The sequence below is a fragment of the Acinetobacter sp. YH12235 genome, assembly GCF_013417705.1.
Lineage (GTDB): Bacteria > Pseudomonadota > Gammaproteobacteria > Pseudomonadales > Moraxellaceae > Acinetobacter.
The window spans coordinates 51,106-67,490 of sequence record NZ_VPDL01000018.1; the positions used below are offsets into that span (position 1 = coordinate 51,106).

The window sequence follows — 16,385 nt, forward strand, 5'->3', positions numbered from 1 at the left end:
AGTACCCTCCTAAGGCGTCATAATAAAAATGATCAGCCAAATTTTTAGCACAAAGCATGCAATGACGTGGGTGAATTAAGCAAACTGCAACAAAGCCTGTACATGTTGTTGCTATTGCTTGCAGGAAGTAGCATCAACTTATCTCAATCGAATTTTTAAGGGTCAATTACCTGTCTATAGCCTGTTTTTGTATTCTGAATATTCGGCCTGATTTATTCCTTGTGCTTCTGTAAAAGCATTTCTTTGTAATCCCTTCTGCATCATGTAAAATTATGGCCCATTGCATAATGAATACGAATGAGAGAGTGAATCCGTGCGTAAAATCCTAGTCACCAATGCCCTTCCTTACGCCAATGGCCCGATTCATATGGGTCACTTACTCGGCTATATCCAGGCTGATATATGGGTACGTGCGATGCGCGCGATGGGTCATGACGTGACGTATGTCTGTGCGGATGATGCTCATGGTACAGCGATCATGCTGCGTGCTGAGGCAAATGGCATTTCACCTGAAGCACAGATTGCCAATGTGCAAAAAGAACATATTCGTGACTTTGACGGTTTCGGTGTGCATTTCGATCATTATGACTCTACCCACAGTGATACTAACCGCGCCCGTGCTTCAGAAATCTATATCAAAAACCGTGAAGCCGGTAATATTGCAGTTCGCCCTGTAACCCAGTTATTTGACCCTGAAAAAGGCATGTTCCTGTCAGACCGTTTCATTAAGGGTACATGCCCAAAATGTAAGGCGGAAGATCAATACGGCGATTCATGTGAAGTTTGCGGTACAACTTACAACGCGACTGAATTATTAAATCCAAAATCGACTTTAAGCGGCGCGACTCCTGTTGAGAAATCTTCGGACCATTACTTCTTTAAACTGCCAAATTTTGGTGAATACCTGCAAAAATGGACCCGTGACGAAGGCCGTCTACCCGTATCTATCGCCAACAAATTAGATGAATGGTTTGACAATGGCTTGAACGACTGGGACATCTCACGTGATGCACCGTATTTCGGCTTTGAAATTCCTGATGCGCCAAACAAATATTTCTATGTGTGGGTGGATGCGCCAATCGGCTATATGTCGAGCTTCGAGAATTACATCAAAACTAAACGTCCTGATTTAAGCTTCGATGATTTCTGGAAAAAAGATTCTAAAAATGAAGTCTATCACTTCATTGGTAAAGACATCGTTTACTTCCATGCCCTGTTCTGGCCTGCAATGCTGGAAGGTGCAGACTACCGTACACCAACCGGTTTATTCGTGAATGGCTTCCTGACTGTAAATGGTCAGAAGATGTCTAAATCTCGCGGTACCTTCATTAAAGCTGAAACTTATTTACAGCATTTGAACCCTGAATACCTGCGTTATTACTTTGCTTCTAAACTTTCTGACAAGGTTGAAGATTCTGACCTGAATCTGGATGACTTCGTTCAGAAAGTGAATTCGGACCTAGTGGGTAAAGTAGTGAATATCGCCAGCCGTTGTGCAAAATTCATCAATACCAAGTTTGACAACAAGCTAAGTGCAACTTGTGCCGAGCCTGAACTGGTTCAAAGCTTTATTGATGCTGGCGATTCAATTGCCAAAGCTTATGAAACCCGTGAATTCTCGGCAGCGATCCGTGAAATCATGGCACTTGCAGATAAAGCCAACCAATACATTGATGAGAAAAAACCTTGGGCTTTAGCGAAAATTGAAGGCGAAGAACAACAGGTTCACGATGTGTGTTCTGTCGGTATTAACCTATTCCGTCAATTGGCTGTGTATTTAGCTCCAGTGTTACCAACATTGGCTGCTCAGGTTCAGGCCTTCCTAAAACTAGCTTCTTTCGACTTTGCTTCACGTACAGAAATCTTAACAGGTCATGAAATTGCATTGTTCCAGCCATTGATGCAACGTGTTGATCCGAAAGCTGTGGCTGCGATGGTCGATGCATCTAAAGATTCTTTAGCTGCACCTGCTGCTGAACCAGCAAAAGCTGAGAAGAAAAAAGAGAAAGCCAAAGAGAAGAAAGCTGAGCCTAAAGTCGGTGAAGCTGAAATCATCACCATTGATGACTTCATCAAAGTTGACCTGCGTGTAGCGGAAGTTCTGGATGCTGCAACGGTTGAAGGTTCTGACAAGCTTTTACAACTCACGTTAAATGTCGGTGAAGCTGAACCACGTAATGTCTTCAGCGGTATCCGTGAGTTTTATAAACCGGAAGACCTGAAAGGTAAACTGGTGGTGATGGTTGCGAACCTTGCTCCACGTAAAATGCGTTTTGGTATTTCAAACGGTATGGTACTTGCGGCTGGTAATGGCGAAGGCGTTTGGGTGATTTCACCTGAATCTGGTGCTAAACCGGGTGATAAAGTTTCTTAAGATTTAGGTCTTAGATAGAAGAAAAGCCTCTACTGATGTAGGGGCTTTTTACTTAGTCTAATAAAATAATACTCAGCCAATAAAAGTTCTTCATCTTTAATTTTTTTACCATTTATACAATATATTTTCTTGTTTTTAAAAAATATATCTATAGAATTTAAACGCTTTTTTATTTTTAGAATTATTCGGGGTAAACATGAAAAAATTACTAGTTTCAGCTTTAGCAGCATCAACAATTGTATTCACAGGATGTTCAGTTCGTATGGCTGATATGACTGTAGCTTCAACGAAAAACTTCAACCTAAACTCAACTCAGTTCGTTAAAGGCGAACGCGTTAAAGGCGAAGATAAAGTTCCAGTAATTTTATTCCCTTTAGGTATTCCTAATTTCAAAACAGCAGTAGATCGTGCAATTGAAAAAGATCGTTGTGCAGTAGCACTTTCTGATGTAGTCATCACTCAACTAAATCAAGCATTTCTTGTAGGCCAAATTGGCTATCGCGTAGAAGGCACTCAAATTATTGACCGTTCTCAGCCTGAATGCAGTAAATAATTGCTTATTAAAAAAGCCTCTATCTTTAGAGGCTTTTTTAGGTCGATCTATAAATCAGATAGCACTTATTTATCAAGGAAAAATTCCCAGATGACATAGCCAATGCCGAAGCCCAGCAATGAATATAAGGTAATAATGAAAAATACAAATGCTGCATTATTTTTCTTTTTCCAAAAACTCATAGTGATACCCAAGGCTGTTTGCAATGCCCCATGTTAACGGGCTTTTTTATAAAAGTGAAATTTATCTAAGTAATTTATTTATAAAAATATTTTTAGAAAAAAACTTTTATTTTCTTAAAAAATCAATATACAGATTCAAACTGAATGCCTAGTACAGATATTCAATTCCTCTTCTCTCTTTTAAAAAAGGTAAATATTTTTATATTCTATTTTCATGCTTTACATGCTAATACATAGCATAAACTTCACAACCATAAGAATTGCCATGAATATTTTAAAGACCTCCCTCCTCACCTCTCTACTTTCATTTTCTGTTTTGGGTGTAAGTGTGAGTCAGGCTGCTGAACCTGCAACAATTGCTTTACAAAAACAAGTCGCCGGCTACTATCATCACCAAATTGGTAATACTCAGATTACTGCCCTGCTGGATGGCACAAACTACTTAAATCCATCGATGTTTAAAGGCCTAAATGATGCAGAAAAAACTGAGATTTTGAAGAAATATCATGCCGATCAAGCCAAAGGCATACAGACTTCAGTCAATGCTTTCCTGATTAATACAGGCAATCAACTGCTCATGGTGGATAGCGGTGCTGCAAGCTGCTTTGGTGCACACTTAGGGTCAATTTATAACAACCTCAAGGCATCAGGTTATCAGCCTGCTCAAGTGAGTGGTATTTTCCTGACTCATCTCCACCCTGATCATGTTTGTGGCATTTCAAATAACGGCGCAGCAAATTATCCAAATGCCACCTTACATATTTCTAAAACCGAATATGACTACTGGCTAAGTCCAAATACCGTTAAAAAACTACCGAAAGACCAGCAGGAGGGTTTCTTAGGCACCGTAGAGAAAATTAAAGCAGCCCTTGCACCCTATGAAAAAGCTAAAAAAGTGAAAGTCTTTTCTGATAAATCTTTAGCCTTTGGTGGAATCGAGTTTAAGCCATCCTTTGGTCATACCCCAGGGCATTACAGCTTTAAACTCAAAGCAGATGGTCAAGAAGTCGTATTTGTCGGTGACATCGTCCATTCACATACCTTGCAATTCGACAAACCTGAAACAGCCATAGAATTCGATGTTGATCCTAAAACTGCGGTGCAAACCCGTTTAAAGCATTTTGCTGAATATGCCAAGCAAGGCCAGACCATTGCAGCACCACATTTACCATTCCCAGGGATCGGTCATATTTACTCAAAAGATGGAAAGAGCTATCAATGGATTCCCGTACATTTTAAAGATTAATTGAATACTTCAGATTTTAGCTCCGGATGAAACCCTAATTTGTTAGGGTTTTATTTATTGGAAATATAGCTAATCAATAGCCTATATGACTTCTAAAATTTAAAACCATGATCTACTTTTGCAATTCAAAATCATCTTTCACTTATTTTTTTTAAATTTTTTCTTAAAAATCCTTTTACTTTTCATGTGCACCTTTAACACACATTTTTAACATGCCATTTTCCCGTGATAAAGCTAAATATCTAAAAAACAAAATATAAATTTAAATTTTATCTTTTCTTATGATGTCTTAGTTTGGTGCATAAAATTCTATTGTGCTTTATATCGAGTCTTGTCAGTTTCAAGAAATTCATTATCAAAATTTCCCTTGTTAGTAACTCTTTTCGAATCAGTTTGCCTCTATATACTGGATTTCTTTTGTGATTCTATGCACTAAATTGGAACGCACAATGCAAAATATAGACTTATTATTTCTCCTTCTCGGTGCAGTTCTAGTGCTCGCTATGCATGCAGGATTTGCGTTTTTAGAACTAGGGACAGTTCGCCATAAGAATCAGGTCAATGCCTTAAGTAAAATTCTCACTGACTTTTCCCTCTCCGCCATCGCTTACTTTCTGGTGGGCTACTATATTGCCTATGGTCAGCATTTTTTCCACGATGCTTCTACTCTAGCAGCCGATCATGGTTATAACCTGATGCGCTGTTTCTTCCTGCTAACCTTTGCCGCAGCTATTCCTGCGATTATCTCGGGAGGCATTGCTGAACGGGCCAAAATGCGTTCGCAGGCTTTAGCGACTTTATTTCTGGTGGCTCTGATTTATCCATTTTTTGAAGGGATGATCTGGAATGGCAACTTTGGTTTTCAGGACTGGTTGGCAGATACCTTTGGTGCCAGCTTCCACGATTTCGCCGGCTCTGTGGTCGTGCATGGCATGGGAGGCTGGATTGCTCTGGCCGCGGTCGTTTTACTTGGTGCACGTAATGGACGCTATAAAAATGATGGCCGGATTACTGCACATCCCCCTTCATCTATCCCTTTCCTTGCTTTAGGCTCATGGATTCTGATTGTCGGCTGGTTTGGCTTTAATGTGATGAGTGCACAGCGCCTGGACGCCATTTCCGGACTGGTTGCAATTAACTCTTTAATGGCAATGGTCGGTGGAACTATTGCGGCAAAAGTAGCCGGTAAAGATGACCCGGGCTTCTTGCATAATGGTCCATTAGCCGGACTAGTTGCCATCTGTGCAGGTTCTGATGTGGTACATCCACTGGGTGCATTATTTATCGGAATCAGCGCAGGCGTAATTTTTGTGAAACTCTTTACCTATACCCAAAATAAACTTAAAGTTGATGATGTATTAGGGGTCTGGCCTTTGCATGGCGTATGTGGTGCTTTCGGTGGAATTGCTGTCGGTGTATTCGGTCAGCAATGGCTAGGAGGTATGGGCGGTGTTTCTATCATTTCACAATTATTCGGTACCGTACTGGCGATTGTAGTGGCTCTGGCAGGTGGATTCCTGGTTTATGGTCTGCTGAAAGTGTTGATCGGTATTCGTCTGAGTCAGGAAGAAGAATTTACCGGTGCGGATTTATCTATTCACCGGATCTCGGCAAATTCGGAAGAAAATATTTTTTAAGAACCAAATTAAAAAAGCCCCGAATCATTGGGGCTTTTTTTATGGTCTGCGATAATTGGAAAATTACTTCATCCCAAAGATCAGCTTTAATCCCAGCACGGTCATGACCGCCCCTGCTGCACGGTCAAAACCGGCTTTAAACTTCAAATATACTCGACGTGGCTTTTCAGCAGAAAGTGCAACGGCCACCAGCGAGCACCAGCCTGCATCAATAAAGAAACATAAAACCGGTAATACAAAATAAAAGTAAGTTGGAATTTCTTTTGGCAAAAGCGCAGTAAAAATACTGGCCAATACAATGGCAATTTTTGGGTTAGATAATTGAGTAATCAAACCTGTCATATAAGCACGACGTAAGGACATCTGAGTTTGACTGTCATCGCCTGCATCGATTGGTTCTTTGGCATGCTTGATAATTTTAAAAGCCAACCAGAGCAGATATAAACCACCACAAATTTTAAGCGCCAGATAGGCAGATGGCACAGCCAGCAAAAATGCCTGCAAACCTAAAACTGCAAGCAGACCAAAAATCGCCGCCCCTGTTCCGGTACCTAAAGCTGTAAATAGGCCATGCTTACGTGAGATCGCAATTGAATTTTTCGCTACATAAATAGAAGTCGGTCCTGGGCTCATTGCACCTAACATGAGGGCAAAGGCAATTGAACCTAAAATCCAAAATGATTCCACGTGACCATCCAAACTTAAAATGAATGGCTTATTTTAAGTAAAAATAATTTATTTTGCTTTAATATTTCTACACAAATGATGCAATATTTGTGCGAAATCCGGCTATTTCTTCAATTGGTCTTGAGCGGTGAGGGATGAATCAAGCATCTTATAATCATGGTCATACACCGGAACTCCGCCAATGATCATGCTTCGTGTATCAGTTTTAGGTTTATTCAGCGGATCATCACAGCCAGATAAGCCTACTAAGAACAATACACTTAAAATCGTACAGGATAGTATTTTCATTATTCTATCCTCCTCTAAGTTCCCTATAAGATTCAGATTAGCAAATTTGTTTAAATTTTCAGCATATGAATTGTGACAATCTACGAAATTTTATTCTTAGTTTAAGGAGCTCATGATTCTGCCATCCTGCTGATTCTATTTCGCTATAATTTGCTCATTCTTAGCTTATGAAAATACCATGTTTGAAAAAATCGCCCAGCATATTCCAGACCAGCGCATCTGGCTGAAAAACAGGTTTGTAACCATACGCCGTCTGGATCTGGTGCATCCACAAATATCAGGCAACAAGTTTTTTAAACTGAAATACAATTTTCTGGAAGCACAGCAACTTGGCTTTAAAAAGCTGCTGACTTTTGGGGGCGCTTATTCCAATCATATTGCCGCAACGGCATTTGCAGCACAGCAGTTTGGCTTTGAGAGTGTCGGCATTATTCGGGGTGAAGAACTGGCTCATCAGCCTTTAAACCCCACTTTAGCGTTGGCACAACAATACGGCATGCAACTGCATTTTGTGAGTCGTGAAGAATATCGACGTAAACAGGACGCTAATTATCTAACAGCGTTAGCACAAAATTTTCCTGCACATTACATCATTCCTGAAGGCGGTACTAATACATTAGCGATTCGGGGATGTCAGGAGATTCTAAAGGACGGCGATGCACAATTTGACGTGATCTGCTGTGCTGTAGGCACTGGTGGCACGATTACAGGTTTGATTGAAGCCAGCCAGCCTCATCAACAGGTATTAGGATTTTCTGCCTTAAAAGGCAACTTCCTGAATGAGGAGGTGGCTAAGCTGACCAAGAAAAGAAACTGGTCCATTCTCGATGATTATTGTTGCAGTGGTTATGCCAAAACCACTCCTGAACTGATCCAGTTTATACAGCACTTTGAAGCTGAATATGATATTCCCTTAGAGCAAATTTATACTGGAAAAATGCTGTTGGGAATTTCAAATCTGATTGAAAAAGGCTGCTTTCCACCAGAAACAAAACTGCTGATCCTGCATACTGGTGGACTACAAGGTCGAAATATTTAAATCGCTTAAAGTTCTGATCGAAACTTAAATGCCTATCGGATTATTTTCATTGAGTGCAATTAGCCCTTTGACCAGCCGATAGACGTGCCAGACAAAGACAAGAAAAATAATCACAAAACCGATTAGAATTACGGTGAGCAGACCACCCAGAATATAGCCCAGTAAGCTGAACCAGAAGGTTTTAATCTGCCAATCCACATGACTTTCTAGCCAGGTGCCTCGCATTTCATCACGTTTAATATAATTCATGATAATGGCGATTAATGGGGTTATTCCCAGGAAAAAACCCAGTAGATGAAGAATATAGCTGATCAGATTATATTGTTTGTATGCTGCCGTATCCGTCATAAATTATTCCTTTCATTGTGATTATTTTTTAGGCATGACAAAACTATGCATGAATCCGCCAGCTGCTTCAAATTATTTATGATAAATATTCGCTAACACGCTGTAATTCGGGTAGCCCCTTTCAGGAATAGACAAAGCTGAAATAAAATTGTCTATAATGCTCCCCTTTCTTCTCCCTTGAGTGTGTCATGTCTGTTCAGCAATACGATGTTTTGGTCATAGGTGCAGGTGCATCAGGTTTAATGACGGCCTATATGGCAGCACAACGTGGTCGTAAAGTCGTAGTCGTTGAAAAAGCCAATAAGGTGGGTAAGAAAATCCTGATGTCCGGTGGTGGCAAATGTAATTTCACCAACCTCTATGTCGAACCTGAAAATTTCATCTCGCACAATCCGTATTTCGTGATTTCAGCACTGACCCGCTATACCAATTGGGATTTTATTGGCATGGTCTGTGAATATGGCATCGAGTATGAAGAACGTAAACACGGACAGCTATTCACCTTAAATGGTGCCAAAGAAATTCTGGCGATGCTGCTGTCCGAATGTGACAAAACTGGTCTGGTCGAGATCAAAACCAACTGCGAAGTGAAAGCTGTCAATACTGTGGACGATCAAGGATTTCAGGTAGCCACTTCTTTAGGATATTTTGAAGTGGAATCTGTTGTGGTTGCTTCAGGTGGCCTGTCAATTCCAACCTTAGGCGGTTCAGGCATCGGCTATGAGATTGCCAAACAGTTTGGACATCATGTCTATCCAACCCGTGCCGGTCTGGTGCCGTTTACTTTCTCGGATAGTTTCAAGGAAGTCACCACCCGTCTGAGCGGTAATGCAGTTGAAGCCACGCTGTCCAATGATTTAAACAGTTTTACTGAAGCTTTACTGTTTACCCATCGTGGTCTGAGCGGCCCTAGCTCCCTACAACTGTCAAATTACTGGGATGTTGGCCAAAGCTTTAAGGTTGATTTTCTACCAAGTGTCGACCTGTTTGATTTCTTTAAATCTAAAAAACAGAGTCAGCCTAAAGTTCTGCTACGTACACTATTGACCGAATATTTACCGAAGAGCGTAGTACTAGAATTACAGAATCTGATCTGGCCTGAAGTGGCTGAAACATTCATCGGCAATATTAGTGATGACAAGCTGGAACAGATTGCCAAACGTTTAAGTGGCTTTGAACTGAAGCCTTCTGGAACTGAAGGTTACCGGACAGCTGAAGTGACTTTGGGCGGCGTAGATACAACCGAAGTTTCATCTAAAACCATGGAAAGCAAAAAGCAGAAAGGCTTGTATTTTGTGGGCGAGATACTGGATGTGACTGGTCATTTGGGAGGTTTTAACTTCCAATGGGCATGGTCATCAGCACATGCCGCATCGGAATATGTTTAATACAGAGATGATCTGGGAAGAGAAAATACTTCGCTTATTCCAGATAATCCGTTTTAAACAGGTTGAGATTGGCCGTATTTTCTAAACGGTCAATCGTCAGTTGCATTTTCTGAGCCGCTTCCTGCAGATGTAAGGGTACTTGATCTGCCATAGGTGCCATGAATTTATGCTGAAATGTTTTCCACATCTTATTGATCTCCTTTTTCTTTATATTTTTAATGCAAGAAAAATACCAAAATCATTTTAGTATTCACTTGAATATTCTATATTTTTTAAAAAAGAAATTCTATGTATAGTGACTAGGCAGTATTTCGACTTAATTAAATTCGTCTGGATCAGGTATTTTCTTATCCAGCTCTTTTTTGGCCTGCTCATCCTGTTTGCTTTTCACAAAGACAAATCGATAAGCAGCTGTAAAAAAGCCAATGGTAATGCCTGCTATCACTAAGGGTGCTAACAGATTATTCGGTTTCTTGGCATTCATTCAGATTTCCTCATAATTAAAAAAATCGACCACTCAAGCGTGGCCGATTTTGTTTAAATAGAACAGGTTAATTCGGGTCATCTTTTTTTGGATGACTATCGACATCCGGTTCTTCTTCACCTGTAGAACCAAATGGATTATTCGCTGGCGGATGAGTTGGATCAACTTGAAGAGAATCCGGTACAGCCTGATCGACATCTGGTGTTACCTGGTCTACACCTGAAGCTTCATCATCCTGTGGTGCAGTGGTCAAGGTCGCTGGCGTACTATTGGATAAATTGGTACGCATTGGCGCATTGTCATCTTGTGATTGATCTTGATTCGGCACAATATTTTCTCCTGTAGTTGAACTGCCTGCACCTGTAGTACCACTGACATCAGCACCTAAACCTGAAGTCATGATATTAGTTTCATTTTTCAAAGGATTTGGTTCTTTAGCTTCTCGTTTAGCTTTATCGATCAAATCAGTCAGTACACGTTCTGCTGGTTGACGGCCACCGAGACCAAAGGCCAAGGCAAAAGCCACTGCAACAGCACCCAGAGTTAAACCGAAGGCCAGATTCACAATCGAGTCAGCAATGCCCATGGCACGTAGACCCATCGCAATGACCAGACCCATGATCAGTACACGAACCAAGTTCGCTAACCAGCGTGAACTGTTGTATTCACCACGTTGCACAATATTGGCAACTACATTGGCCAGCCAGAAGCCGATCACCAGGATTACAGCACCTAGCAGGATGTTTGCACCGAAGTAGATGAACATCGCGATCAGGCCACTCACCTGTTCAAAGCCTAAACGGTCCGCAGCTTCAGAAACTGCAAATAGCATGGTGAACAGTACAATCAGGTAACCCACCAGACTTGATAGTTTGGTTTTGCCCAGGAAGCGTTGTAGATCCAGTTTAGCTGGAACCTCATCTACACCTGTTCCGGCAACGACTTCAGTCACCAGACGTGCTACCAGTCTAGACACCACATAAGCCAGAATCAGGATCAGTGCAGCTGCAATGATATTTGGAATGGCATTCATGATCTCATATAGCATTGCAGTTGCTGGCTGAGAAATGGCTTCAATACCCAGTGCTTCAAATGCAATGATTAATGACGTAATAATTACGACTGCGAAGATGAATGAACCAATCAGTTGAGCGACATTTGAGTTTTTGAAAATGCCGACTTTCTCAGCTTGATGTTGAATATTCAAGCTGTTGAGCAAACCTTCAACTATACCGCGAACGATTTTTGCCAGAATGTATCCGACAAATACAATAACTGCAGCAATGAAGATATTAGGCAGATAACTTACGACATCAGTTAGCATGTTCTGCACAGGTAGTAGTAAACCGTGTAGACCTAGAATCGACAAGACAATTGGCAAGAACAGCAGTAAAATCAGCCAGTAAACAATTTCACTGATATTTTGGCTAATCGGGCTGACACCGACTTCAGCACTCAGCTTTTCATCCAGCTGGGTGCGATCAAGCATTTTTTGCAAGCCGACTTTGACCAGATTCGCCACAATCCACCCGACAAAGGCCACAGCAACAGCCGCCAGCAATTGTGGAATAAAGAGCAGGAACTGCTGGATCATATTACTGAACGGTCCGCTCACTGCTGTCAGATTCAGTACGTTAAGTGCACCGATAACCGCAATAATCAGAATAATCCAGAACACAACACGAGCGATAATACTCTCGACATTAGAGCGATGTCCTGTCGCTGCATTTAAGTGTGTATTGGTCCCTAGTTTTTGCAAGATTTTTTTAACACCTGCCGAGACGAGTAATGCAATAATCCAACCTAGGACTAATATGGCAATTGCACTAAGAATTGGATGAAACTGATCCCAGTAGTACATGGCATCATAGCCACCACGTGGGCCTCTCATATAATCATTCATGTTTTCTGCCCTCTTTGTTATTACGCTATTTATCTGAATTCACGAGCTTATTTTTGAAATCTTCAGCTCTTTCCGATTGTTTATAAAGTTTGGACTTCCTGTGCTTAGCTTGCCTGGAGATACAGAGCTTTGAAAAACATCACCACCTATTGCAAAAAAGCCCTAGTCATGAACCAGAGCTTTTTTTAACAATCTCAATTATTGGGTGGCCTGTTGAGCATCAGTTGCAGTGGCTTCTGCTGTATCTTGTGACATTTCGCCTACAGTGGCTGTTGCTTCTGTCATCGCATCATCTGCAGTAGCCATTGCTTCATTGCTTTCACCGCCTGGAGTAGCCGCCGGACTACCATTATTGGCAGGGGCTTCAGTCGCTGGTACTGGTGTATTAGGCTGGGTCGCAGGCGCATCTGGCTTCACATCTGCAAACATATAGAACAGGACTGCCAGTAAAAAGATACCGACCAAAATCAGGATATAGACAGGAATGCGCTTCTTCTGCGTAATTGCTGCCTGATCATGCAAAGGTGGTTTTTTATTAAAATCATCAACCATGACCATTCTCACTCTTTCTTATTCATAAGTAGATTTTTATCATAACAAGCAGTTATCACAGCTTCTGTGACAAAAGATGGTGAGATAGTGAATGGATGTAAGTTATATGTATGAGTCTGATGAACTTGGTATTAGTTTCAAAAAAAGGCATTTTCTAGCCTGAACATACTATGGTCTTATGGTTAGAAACTCTCTTCCGAGACAATTGATACTGGCAGTTTTTAGCTGATTTATCAGGAATTGAATTATCTATAAAATAAACAATATACCACTATGATTTTATTAAATTTTAAGCACATTTTAAGTGGGCTAAAACATGCTGTAAAAATACCGTTTTTCAATATACCTGCTACTTTGCGCAAAATACGTTATAATTATCCACCTTATTTTTCATGCACCCGAGTTTTATGGCGTACCGTCAACAGAGTGTATCGCTTGATCTTGACACTGACGTCACACATCAATGTGCTTTGCACTACACTCGTGATCAGCATCTGATTGGAATCATTGAATTTAGCAAACCGAGCTTTATGCTACGCTGGCAAGATCTGGAATATTTCCGCCGCCGTACTGAAGAAATGTCGGTAATGCCTTTTCCGGACTGCATTAATGCCATGGTCATTGATGTACGGAATGTTGCGGCCTGGCTAGATAATGACGTTCCGATTATTCCATGGCGCCTACTGGAAGAAGATTGCCCGGTACGTCTAGTTGTGCCTGCGGATCGGATCGAGCATTATGCCGGTTTCTTTGAGCCGACCTGGTTAACGACCGATACAGATACTGCCATTCAGGAAATCCGTGACTTTATGGATATGTTTGTTCACTAATATGACAGTATGAAAAAAACCTCCATGACGGAGGTTTTTTTGTACCTAAAAAAATAAAAGTCCCCCTTTAACAAAGGGAGATTTAGGGGGATTCTTTTTAACTTTAAAATATTTTCAGTTTTAATCCATTTCTAATTTAAAGAAGGATGTAACTCCCTTTCCTTTTAAGCGATGAGCAGCACTGCTGCGCAAGGGAGAGGTAAAAGCCCCTCCTTTGCAAAGGAGGGGTTGGGGAGGATTCAAGAACTGACAAATAATCTAACTTTAATCCCTCCTAACCTCCCTTTTAGAAAGGGAGAAACTCTAAAGAAATTACCAATAATTCTCTACCGCAATATTTCCTTCACCACGACGGTTCATAGTCAGGCCACGTGCTTTTAGCGCTTCTTTGGTATCTTCAACCATTTCCGGATTACCACAGAGCATCACGTGACTGGTTTCAGGATTAAGCTGAAGTCCTGCTGCCCGTTCAAGTTTCCCATTTTCAATCAGGATCGGTAAACGATGGTGAAGTGCTGCTTCAGGATCACGAGTAATGATTGGAATAAATTTAAAGCCAGTATGATCTTCGCCAAAGGTCTCGGCAATTTCCTGAATACGGTCGACATAAGCCAGTTCGTCTTGCGTACGGACGCTATAAACCAGGTTAATATGTTTATATTTATTCCAGATTTCAAAGTCTTGCAGCATGGATAAAAATGGTGCCAGACCTGTACCTGTGCCAAGCAGCCATAAATCTTGTGGCAATGGCAATTGATAACGTGCCAAAGTCAGATAACCATAGGGAATTTTCTCTAAGTAGAGTTCATCGCCTACTTTAAGATGTTGTAAATTCGAAGTAAATTTCCCTTCCGGAACCACAATCGAAAAAAATTCCAGCGTTTCATCAAAAGGCGATGACACGACTGAATATGCCCGAACGACCAGTTCATCCCCCACTTTCAAGCCAATACGCGCAAACTGTCCTGCCGTAAACTTGAAATGCGCAGGTCTGGTCATGGTGAAACTAAACAGCGTATTGGTCCAACGGTGTACAGATAAAACCTTTTCTAAGCTAAATTTTTCAATAGACATGATTCAAACGTGGCATCAAAGACTATGCTCATGGTAGCATGACAGCATAATTTATTAATATTTTTTAAATGTTAAGGCTCTATTCATGCGCATGACTTTACGCCAGTTGGCTGTTTTTGTAGCAGTTGCTCAAGAAGGCACCGTCACCAAAGCCAGTGATGCAGTCAAACTCACCCAAAGTGCGGCGAGTATGGCTTTAGCAGATTTAGAAGATGGTCTTGGCGCGCCTTTATTCGACCGTCTTGGTAAGCGTTTACAGCTCAATGACTTAGGTCGTTTTCTTCTCCCGCAAGCTCTTGAAATCCTTGGCCGCTGTGAAGCTTTCGAGCAGGCAGCCAAAGGTGAACTGCAAAGCATTGACCTTCGTCTCGGTGCGACGCTGACCATTTCCGACTATCTGATGCCAGATCTGATGGCGGATTTCCTGAAAATCCAGCCACAGGCTCACTTGCAACTGCAGGTCGGCAATACCCGTCAAATGATCGAAGCCGTAAATCAGTTCCAGCTAGATTTGGCCCTGATTGAAGGTTCTTGCCATTTACCACAACTGCAATGTATTCATTGGCGCGATGATGAACTGGCAGTATGCTGTGCGCCGGATCATCCTCTAGCTCAGCTAAACCGTCCGCTCACTGCTGAAGATTTTAAATCGGTTGAATGGATTTTACGTGAAGAAGGTTCAGGAACTCGTGAAGTCTTTGATAATGCCATTTTAAAAGATGTACCTGATGCCAATATTCGTCTGACTCTAGGTCATAATGAAGCGATTCTGAAGATTGTGGCAGGTGGTTTAGGGATGTCCTGTATTTCCAAGCTGGCGATTGAACCTTTGCAGGAAAAAGGTCAACTGGTCATTCTGAATACTCCATTCTGGTCACTCACCCGTCCTTTATTTATGCTGGTACACCGCCAAAAATATCAAGGACCAGGTCTTAAAGCCTTTATGAAATTCTGTGAAGCATAAATTTCACTTTCAATAAAAAAAAGCGCCTTTTGGCGCTTTTTTTTATTTACCGATGTCCAAATTGGCTTTCACATGGGATCCCATCGCCATCACCATCCATTTTGGTATTTGGACAATTTCTTAAAAAGTATAAAGCTTCTTCATATGAACTCATTTGACTACAATGCTGTCGTCCATCACAGCTAAAATTCTGCTGTACTTGTGGTTCTTCAACTATACGTTGCACTTCTACTGGCTGTATTCTGCTGCTTTGCCAATCCTGATATTTGTTATAAACCGCATAGGCTAAGCCAATCATAATCAGAAATCCAATGTAAGTGCTAAAGCTACTTTTCTTCTCTTGAGATTGTTTTCGTTGAGTAATACGAGGCTTATTTTCTAATGCTCGTGACTGAGGCGTATGTCGAGGGGTTTCCGTTTTGAGATCCAAACGCACAATATTGTCTGCTTTAAACTTGCCTGCATCCTGTACTTTGAGAAACTTTAACCTTTCCCCAACTTTTGGTGGCACATTCTTATTTGGAAAGTCTTTAATATGGAAGAATAAATCTTTTGACTCACCCGCTATCTCAATAAAACCAAAACCTCGTTCTTCGTTATAGGTCTTGATCTTCCCCTCTAAAAACATAATTCACTCTATTGTTTGATATTTTTAACTATTGTATTCAAAAAGCGTTTTTAATTCTAAAAATAAAAAAGCACCGTAAGACATTGCTGTCCCACAATTTTTCACAAGAGGAAGCTCAAATGAGCTTCCTCTTGTTTTATGGGTATTTTATCGGGTGAAAATAAAGCTTTTAAAGTTCTTCTTTCAAACAAATTCACTTGAATTATTC

General features: G+C 41.1%; 18 protein-coding genes. 8 read left to right on the forward strand and 10 right to left on the reverse strand.

The window, feature by feature from the left end; all coding sequences use genetic code 11:
* Positions 1 to 313 precede the first annotated feature (313 nt).
* Positions 314 to 2,374, forward strand: a complete 2,061-nt coding sequence (gene metG, locus FTV13_RS10535; protein ID WP_166139312.1) for a methionine--tRNA ligase — start codon at positions 314 to 316, stop codon at positions 2,372 to 2,374.
* Positions 2,375 to 2,570: 196 nt separating this feature from the next.
* A complete protein-coding gene (locus FTV13_RS10540; RefSeq protein ID WP_034581100.1) occupies positions 2,571 to 2,927 on the forward strand; it encodes a hypothetical protein in 357 nt (118 codons plus the stop codon).
* Positions 2,928 to 2,992: 65 nt separating this feature from the next.
* On the opposite strand, the gene FTV13_RS15875 is transcribed toward FTV13_RS10540, so the two are convergent.
* A complete protein-coding gene (locus FTV13_RS15875; RefSeq protein ID WP_373683639.1) occupies positions 2,993 to 3,109 on the reverse strand; it encodes a hypothetical protein in 117 nt (38 codons plus the stop codon).
* A gap of 265 nt (positions 3,110 to 3,374) precedes the next feature.
* Here FTV13_RS15875 and FTV13_RS10545 point away from each other — a divergent pair, with 265 nt between their 5' ends.
* Together FTV13_RS10545 and FTV13_RS10550 are read left to right on the forward strand one after the other, a co-directional pair.
* Positions 3,375 to 4,355, forward strand: a complete 981-nt coding sequence (locus tag FTV13_RS10545; protein WP_180012001.1) for an MBL fold metallo-hydrolase — start codon at positions 3,375 to 3,377, stop codon at positions 4,353 to 4,355.
* Positions 4,356 to 4,804: 449 nt separating this feature from the next.
* On the forward strand, positions 4,805 to 5,992 hold the full coding sequence (locus FTV13_RS10550; RefSeq protein ID WP_180012003.1) for an ammonium transporter: 1,188 nt from the start codon (positions 4,805 to 4,807) through the stop codon (positions 5,990 to 5,992).
* Between the two features lie 63 nt (positions 5,993 to 6,055).
* Here the strand turns inward: FTV13_RS10550 and FTV13_RS10555 are convergent, their stop codons facing one another.
* Together FTV13_RS10555 and FTV13_RS10560 are read right to left on the reverse strand one after the other, a co-directional pair.
* Positions 6,056 to 6,679, reverse strand: a complete 624-nt coding sequence (locus FTV13_RS10555) for a LysE family translocator (RefSeq protein WP_004785033.1) — start codon at positions 6,677 to 6,679, stop codon at positions 6,056 to 6,058.
* A 102-nt stretch (positions 6,680 to 6,781) separates the two neighbouring features.
* Positions 6,782 to 6,967 carry an NF038215 family lipoprotein gene (locus tag FTV13_RS10560; RefSeq protein ID WP_180012005.1) on the reverse strand — a complete coding sequence of 62 codons (186 nt, stop codon included), beginning with the start codon at positions 6,965 to 6,967 and terminating at the stop codon, positions 6,782 to 6,784.
* 178 nt (positions 6,968 to 7,145) lie between these two features.
* Here FTV13_RS10560 and FTV13_RS10565 point away from each other — a divergent pair, with 178 nt between their 5' ends.
* Complete coding sequence (locus FTV13_RS10565; protein ID WP_180012008.1) at positions 7,146 to 8,006, forward strand: 1-aminocyclopropane-1-carboxylate deaminase/D-cysteine desulfhydrase; 861 nt, start codon at positions 7,146 to 7,148, stop codon at positions 8,004 to 8,006.
* Between the two features lie 24 nt (positions 8,007 to 8,030).
* Here the strand turns inward: FTV13_RS10565 and FTV13_RS10570 are convergent, their stop codons facing one another.
* A complete protein-coding gene (locus FTV13_RS10570) occupies positions 8,031 to 8,354 on the reverse strand; it encodes a hypothetical protein (protein ID WP_004785040.1) in 324 nt (107 codons plus the stop codon).
* Positions 8,355 to 8,542: 188 nt separating this feature from the next.
* Between FTV13_RS10570 and FTV13_RS10575 the strand changes: the two genes are divergently transcribed.
* A complete protein-coding gene (locus tag FTV13_RS10575) occupies positions 8,543 to 9,742 on the forward strand; it encodes an NAD(P)/FAD-dependent oxidoreductase (protein WP_180012010.1) in 1,200 nt (399 codons plus the stop codon).
* Between the two features lie 34 nt (positions 9,743 to 9,776).
* Here the strand turns inward: FTV13_RS10575 and FTV13_RS10580 are convergent, their stop codons facing one another.
* The 4 genes from FTV13_RS10580 to FTV13_RS10595 all read right to left on the reverse strand — a co-directional run bounded on the left by FTV13_RS10580 (position 9,777) and on the right by FTV13_RS10595 (position 12,681).
* A complete protein-coding gene (locus tag FTV13_RS10580; RefSeq protein ID WP_180012012.1) occupies positions 9,777 to 9,929 on the reverse strand; it encodes a hypothetical protein in 153 nt (50 codons plus the stop codon).
* 129 nt (positions 9,930 to 10,058) lie between these two features.
* A complete protein-coding gene (locus FTV13_RS10585) occupies positions 10,059 to 10,226 on the reverse strand; it encodes a hypothetical protein (protein WP_180012014.1) in 168 nt (55 codons plus the stop codon).
* 67 nt (positions 10,227 to 10,293) lie between these two features.
* Positions 10,294 to 12,129 carry a mechanosensitive ion channel gene (locus FTV13_RS10590; protein ID WP_180012016.1) on the reverse strand — a complete coding sequence of 612 codons (1,836 nt, stop codon included), beginning with the start codon at positions 12,127 to 12,129 and terminating at the stop codon, positions 10,294 to 10,296.
* A gap of 198 nt (positions 12,130 to 12,327) precedes the next feature.
* Positions 12,328 to 12,681, reverse strand: coding sequence for a hypothetical protein (locus FTV13_RS10595; RefSeq protein ID WP_034702043.1), 354 nt, complete (start codon positions 12,679 to 12,681; stop codon positions 12,328 to 12,330).
* 407 nt (positions 12,682 to 13,088) lie between these two features.
* Here FTV13_RS10595 and FTV13_RS10600 point away from each other — a divergent pair, with 407 nt between their 5' ends.
* Positions 13,089 to 13,511 carry a hypothetical protein gene (locus FTV13_RS10600; RefSeq protein ID WP_005237048.1) on the forward strand — a complete coding sequence of 141 codons (423 nt, stop codon included), beginning with the start codon at positions 13,089 to 13,091 and terminating at the stop codon, positions 13,509 to 13,511.
* A 312-nt stretch (positions 13,512 to 13,823) separates the two neighbouring features.
* On the opposite strand, the gene FTV13_RS10605 is transcribed toward FTV13_RS10600, so the two are convergent.
* On the reverse strand, positions 13,824 to 14,585 hold the full coding sequence (locus FTV13_RS10605; protein WP_180012018.1) for a ferredoxin--NADP reductase: 762 nt from the start codon (positions 14,583 to 14,585) through the stop codon (positions 13,824 to 13,826).
* Positions 14,586 to 14,670: 85 nt separating this feature from the next.
* Between FTV13_RS10605 and gigC the strand changes: the two genes are divergently transcribed.
* Positions 14,671 to 15,549, forward strand: a complete 879-nt coding sequence (gene gigC / locus FTV13_RS10610) for a LysR family transcriptional regulator GigC (RefSeq protein WP_159124400.1) — start codon at positions 14,671 to 14,673, stop codon at positions 15,547 to 15,549.
* A gap of 46 nt (positions 15,550 to 15,595) precedes the next feature.
* On the opposite strand, the gene FTV13_RS10615 is transcribed toward gigC, so the two are convergent.
* Complete coding sequence (locus FTV13_RS10615; protein ID WP_159124401.1) at positions 15,596 to 16,177, reverse strand: cold shock domain-containing protein; 582 nt, start codon at positions 16,175 to 16,177, stop codon at positions 15,596 to 15,598.
* Positions 16,178 to 16,385 lie beyond the last annotated feature (208 nt).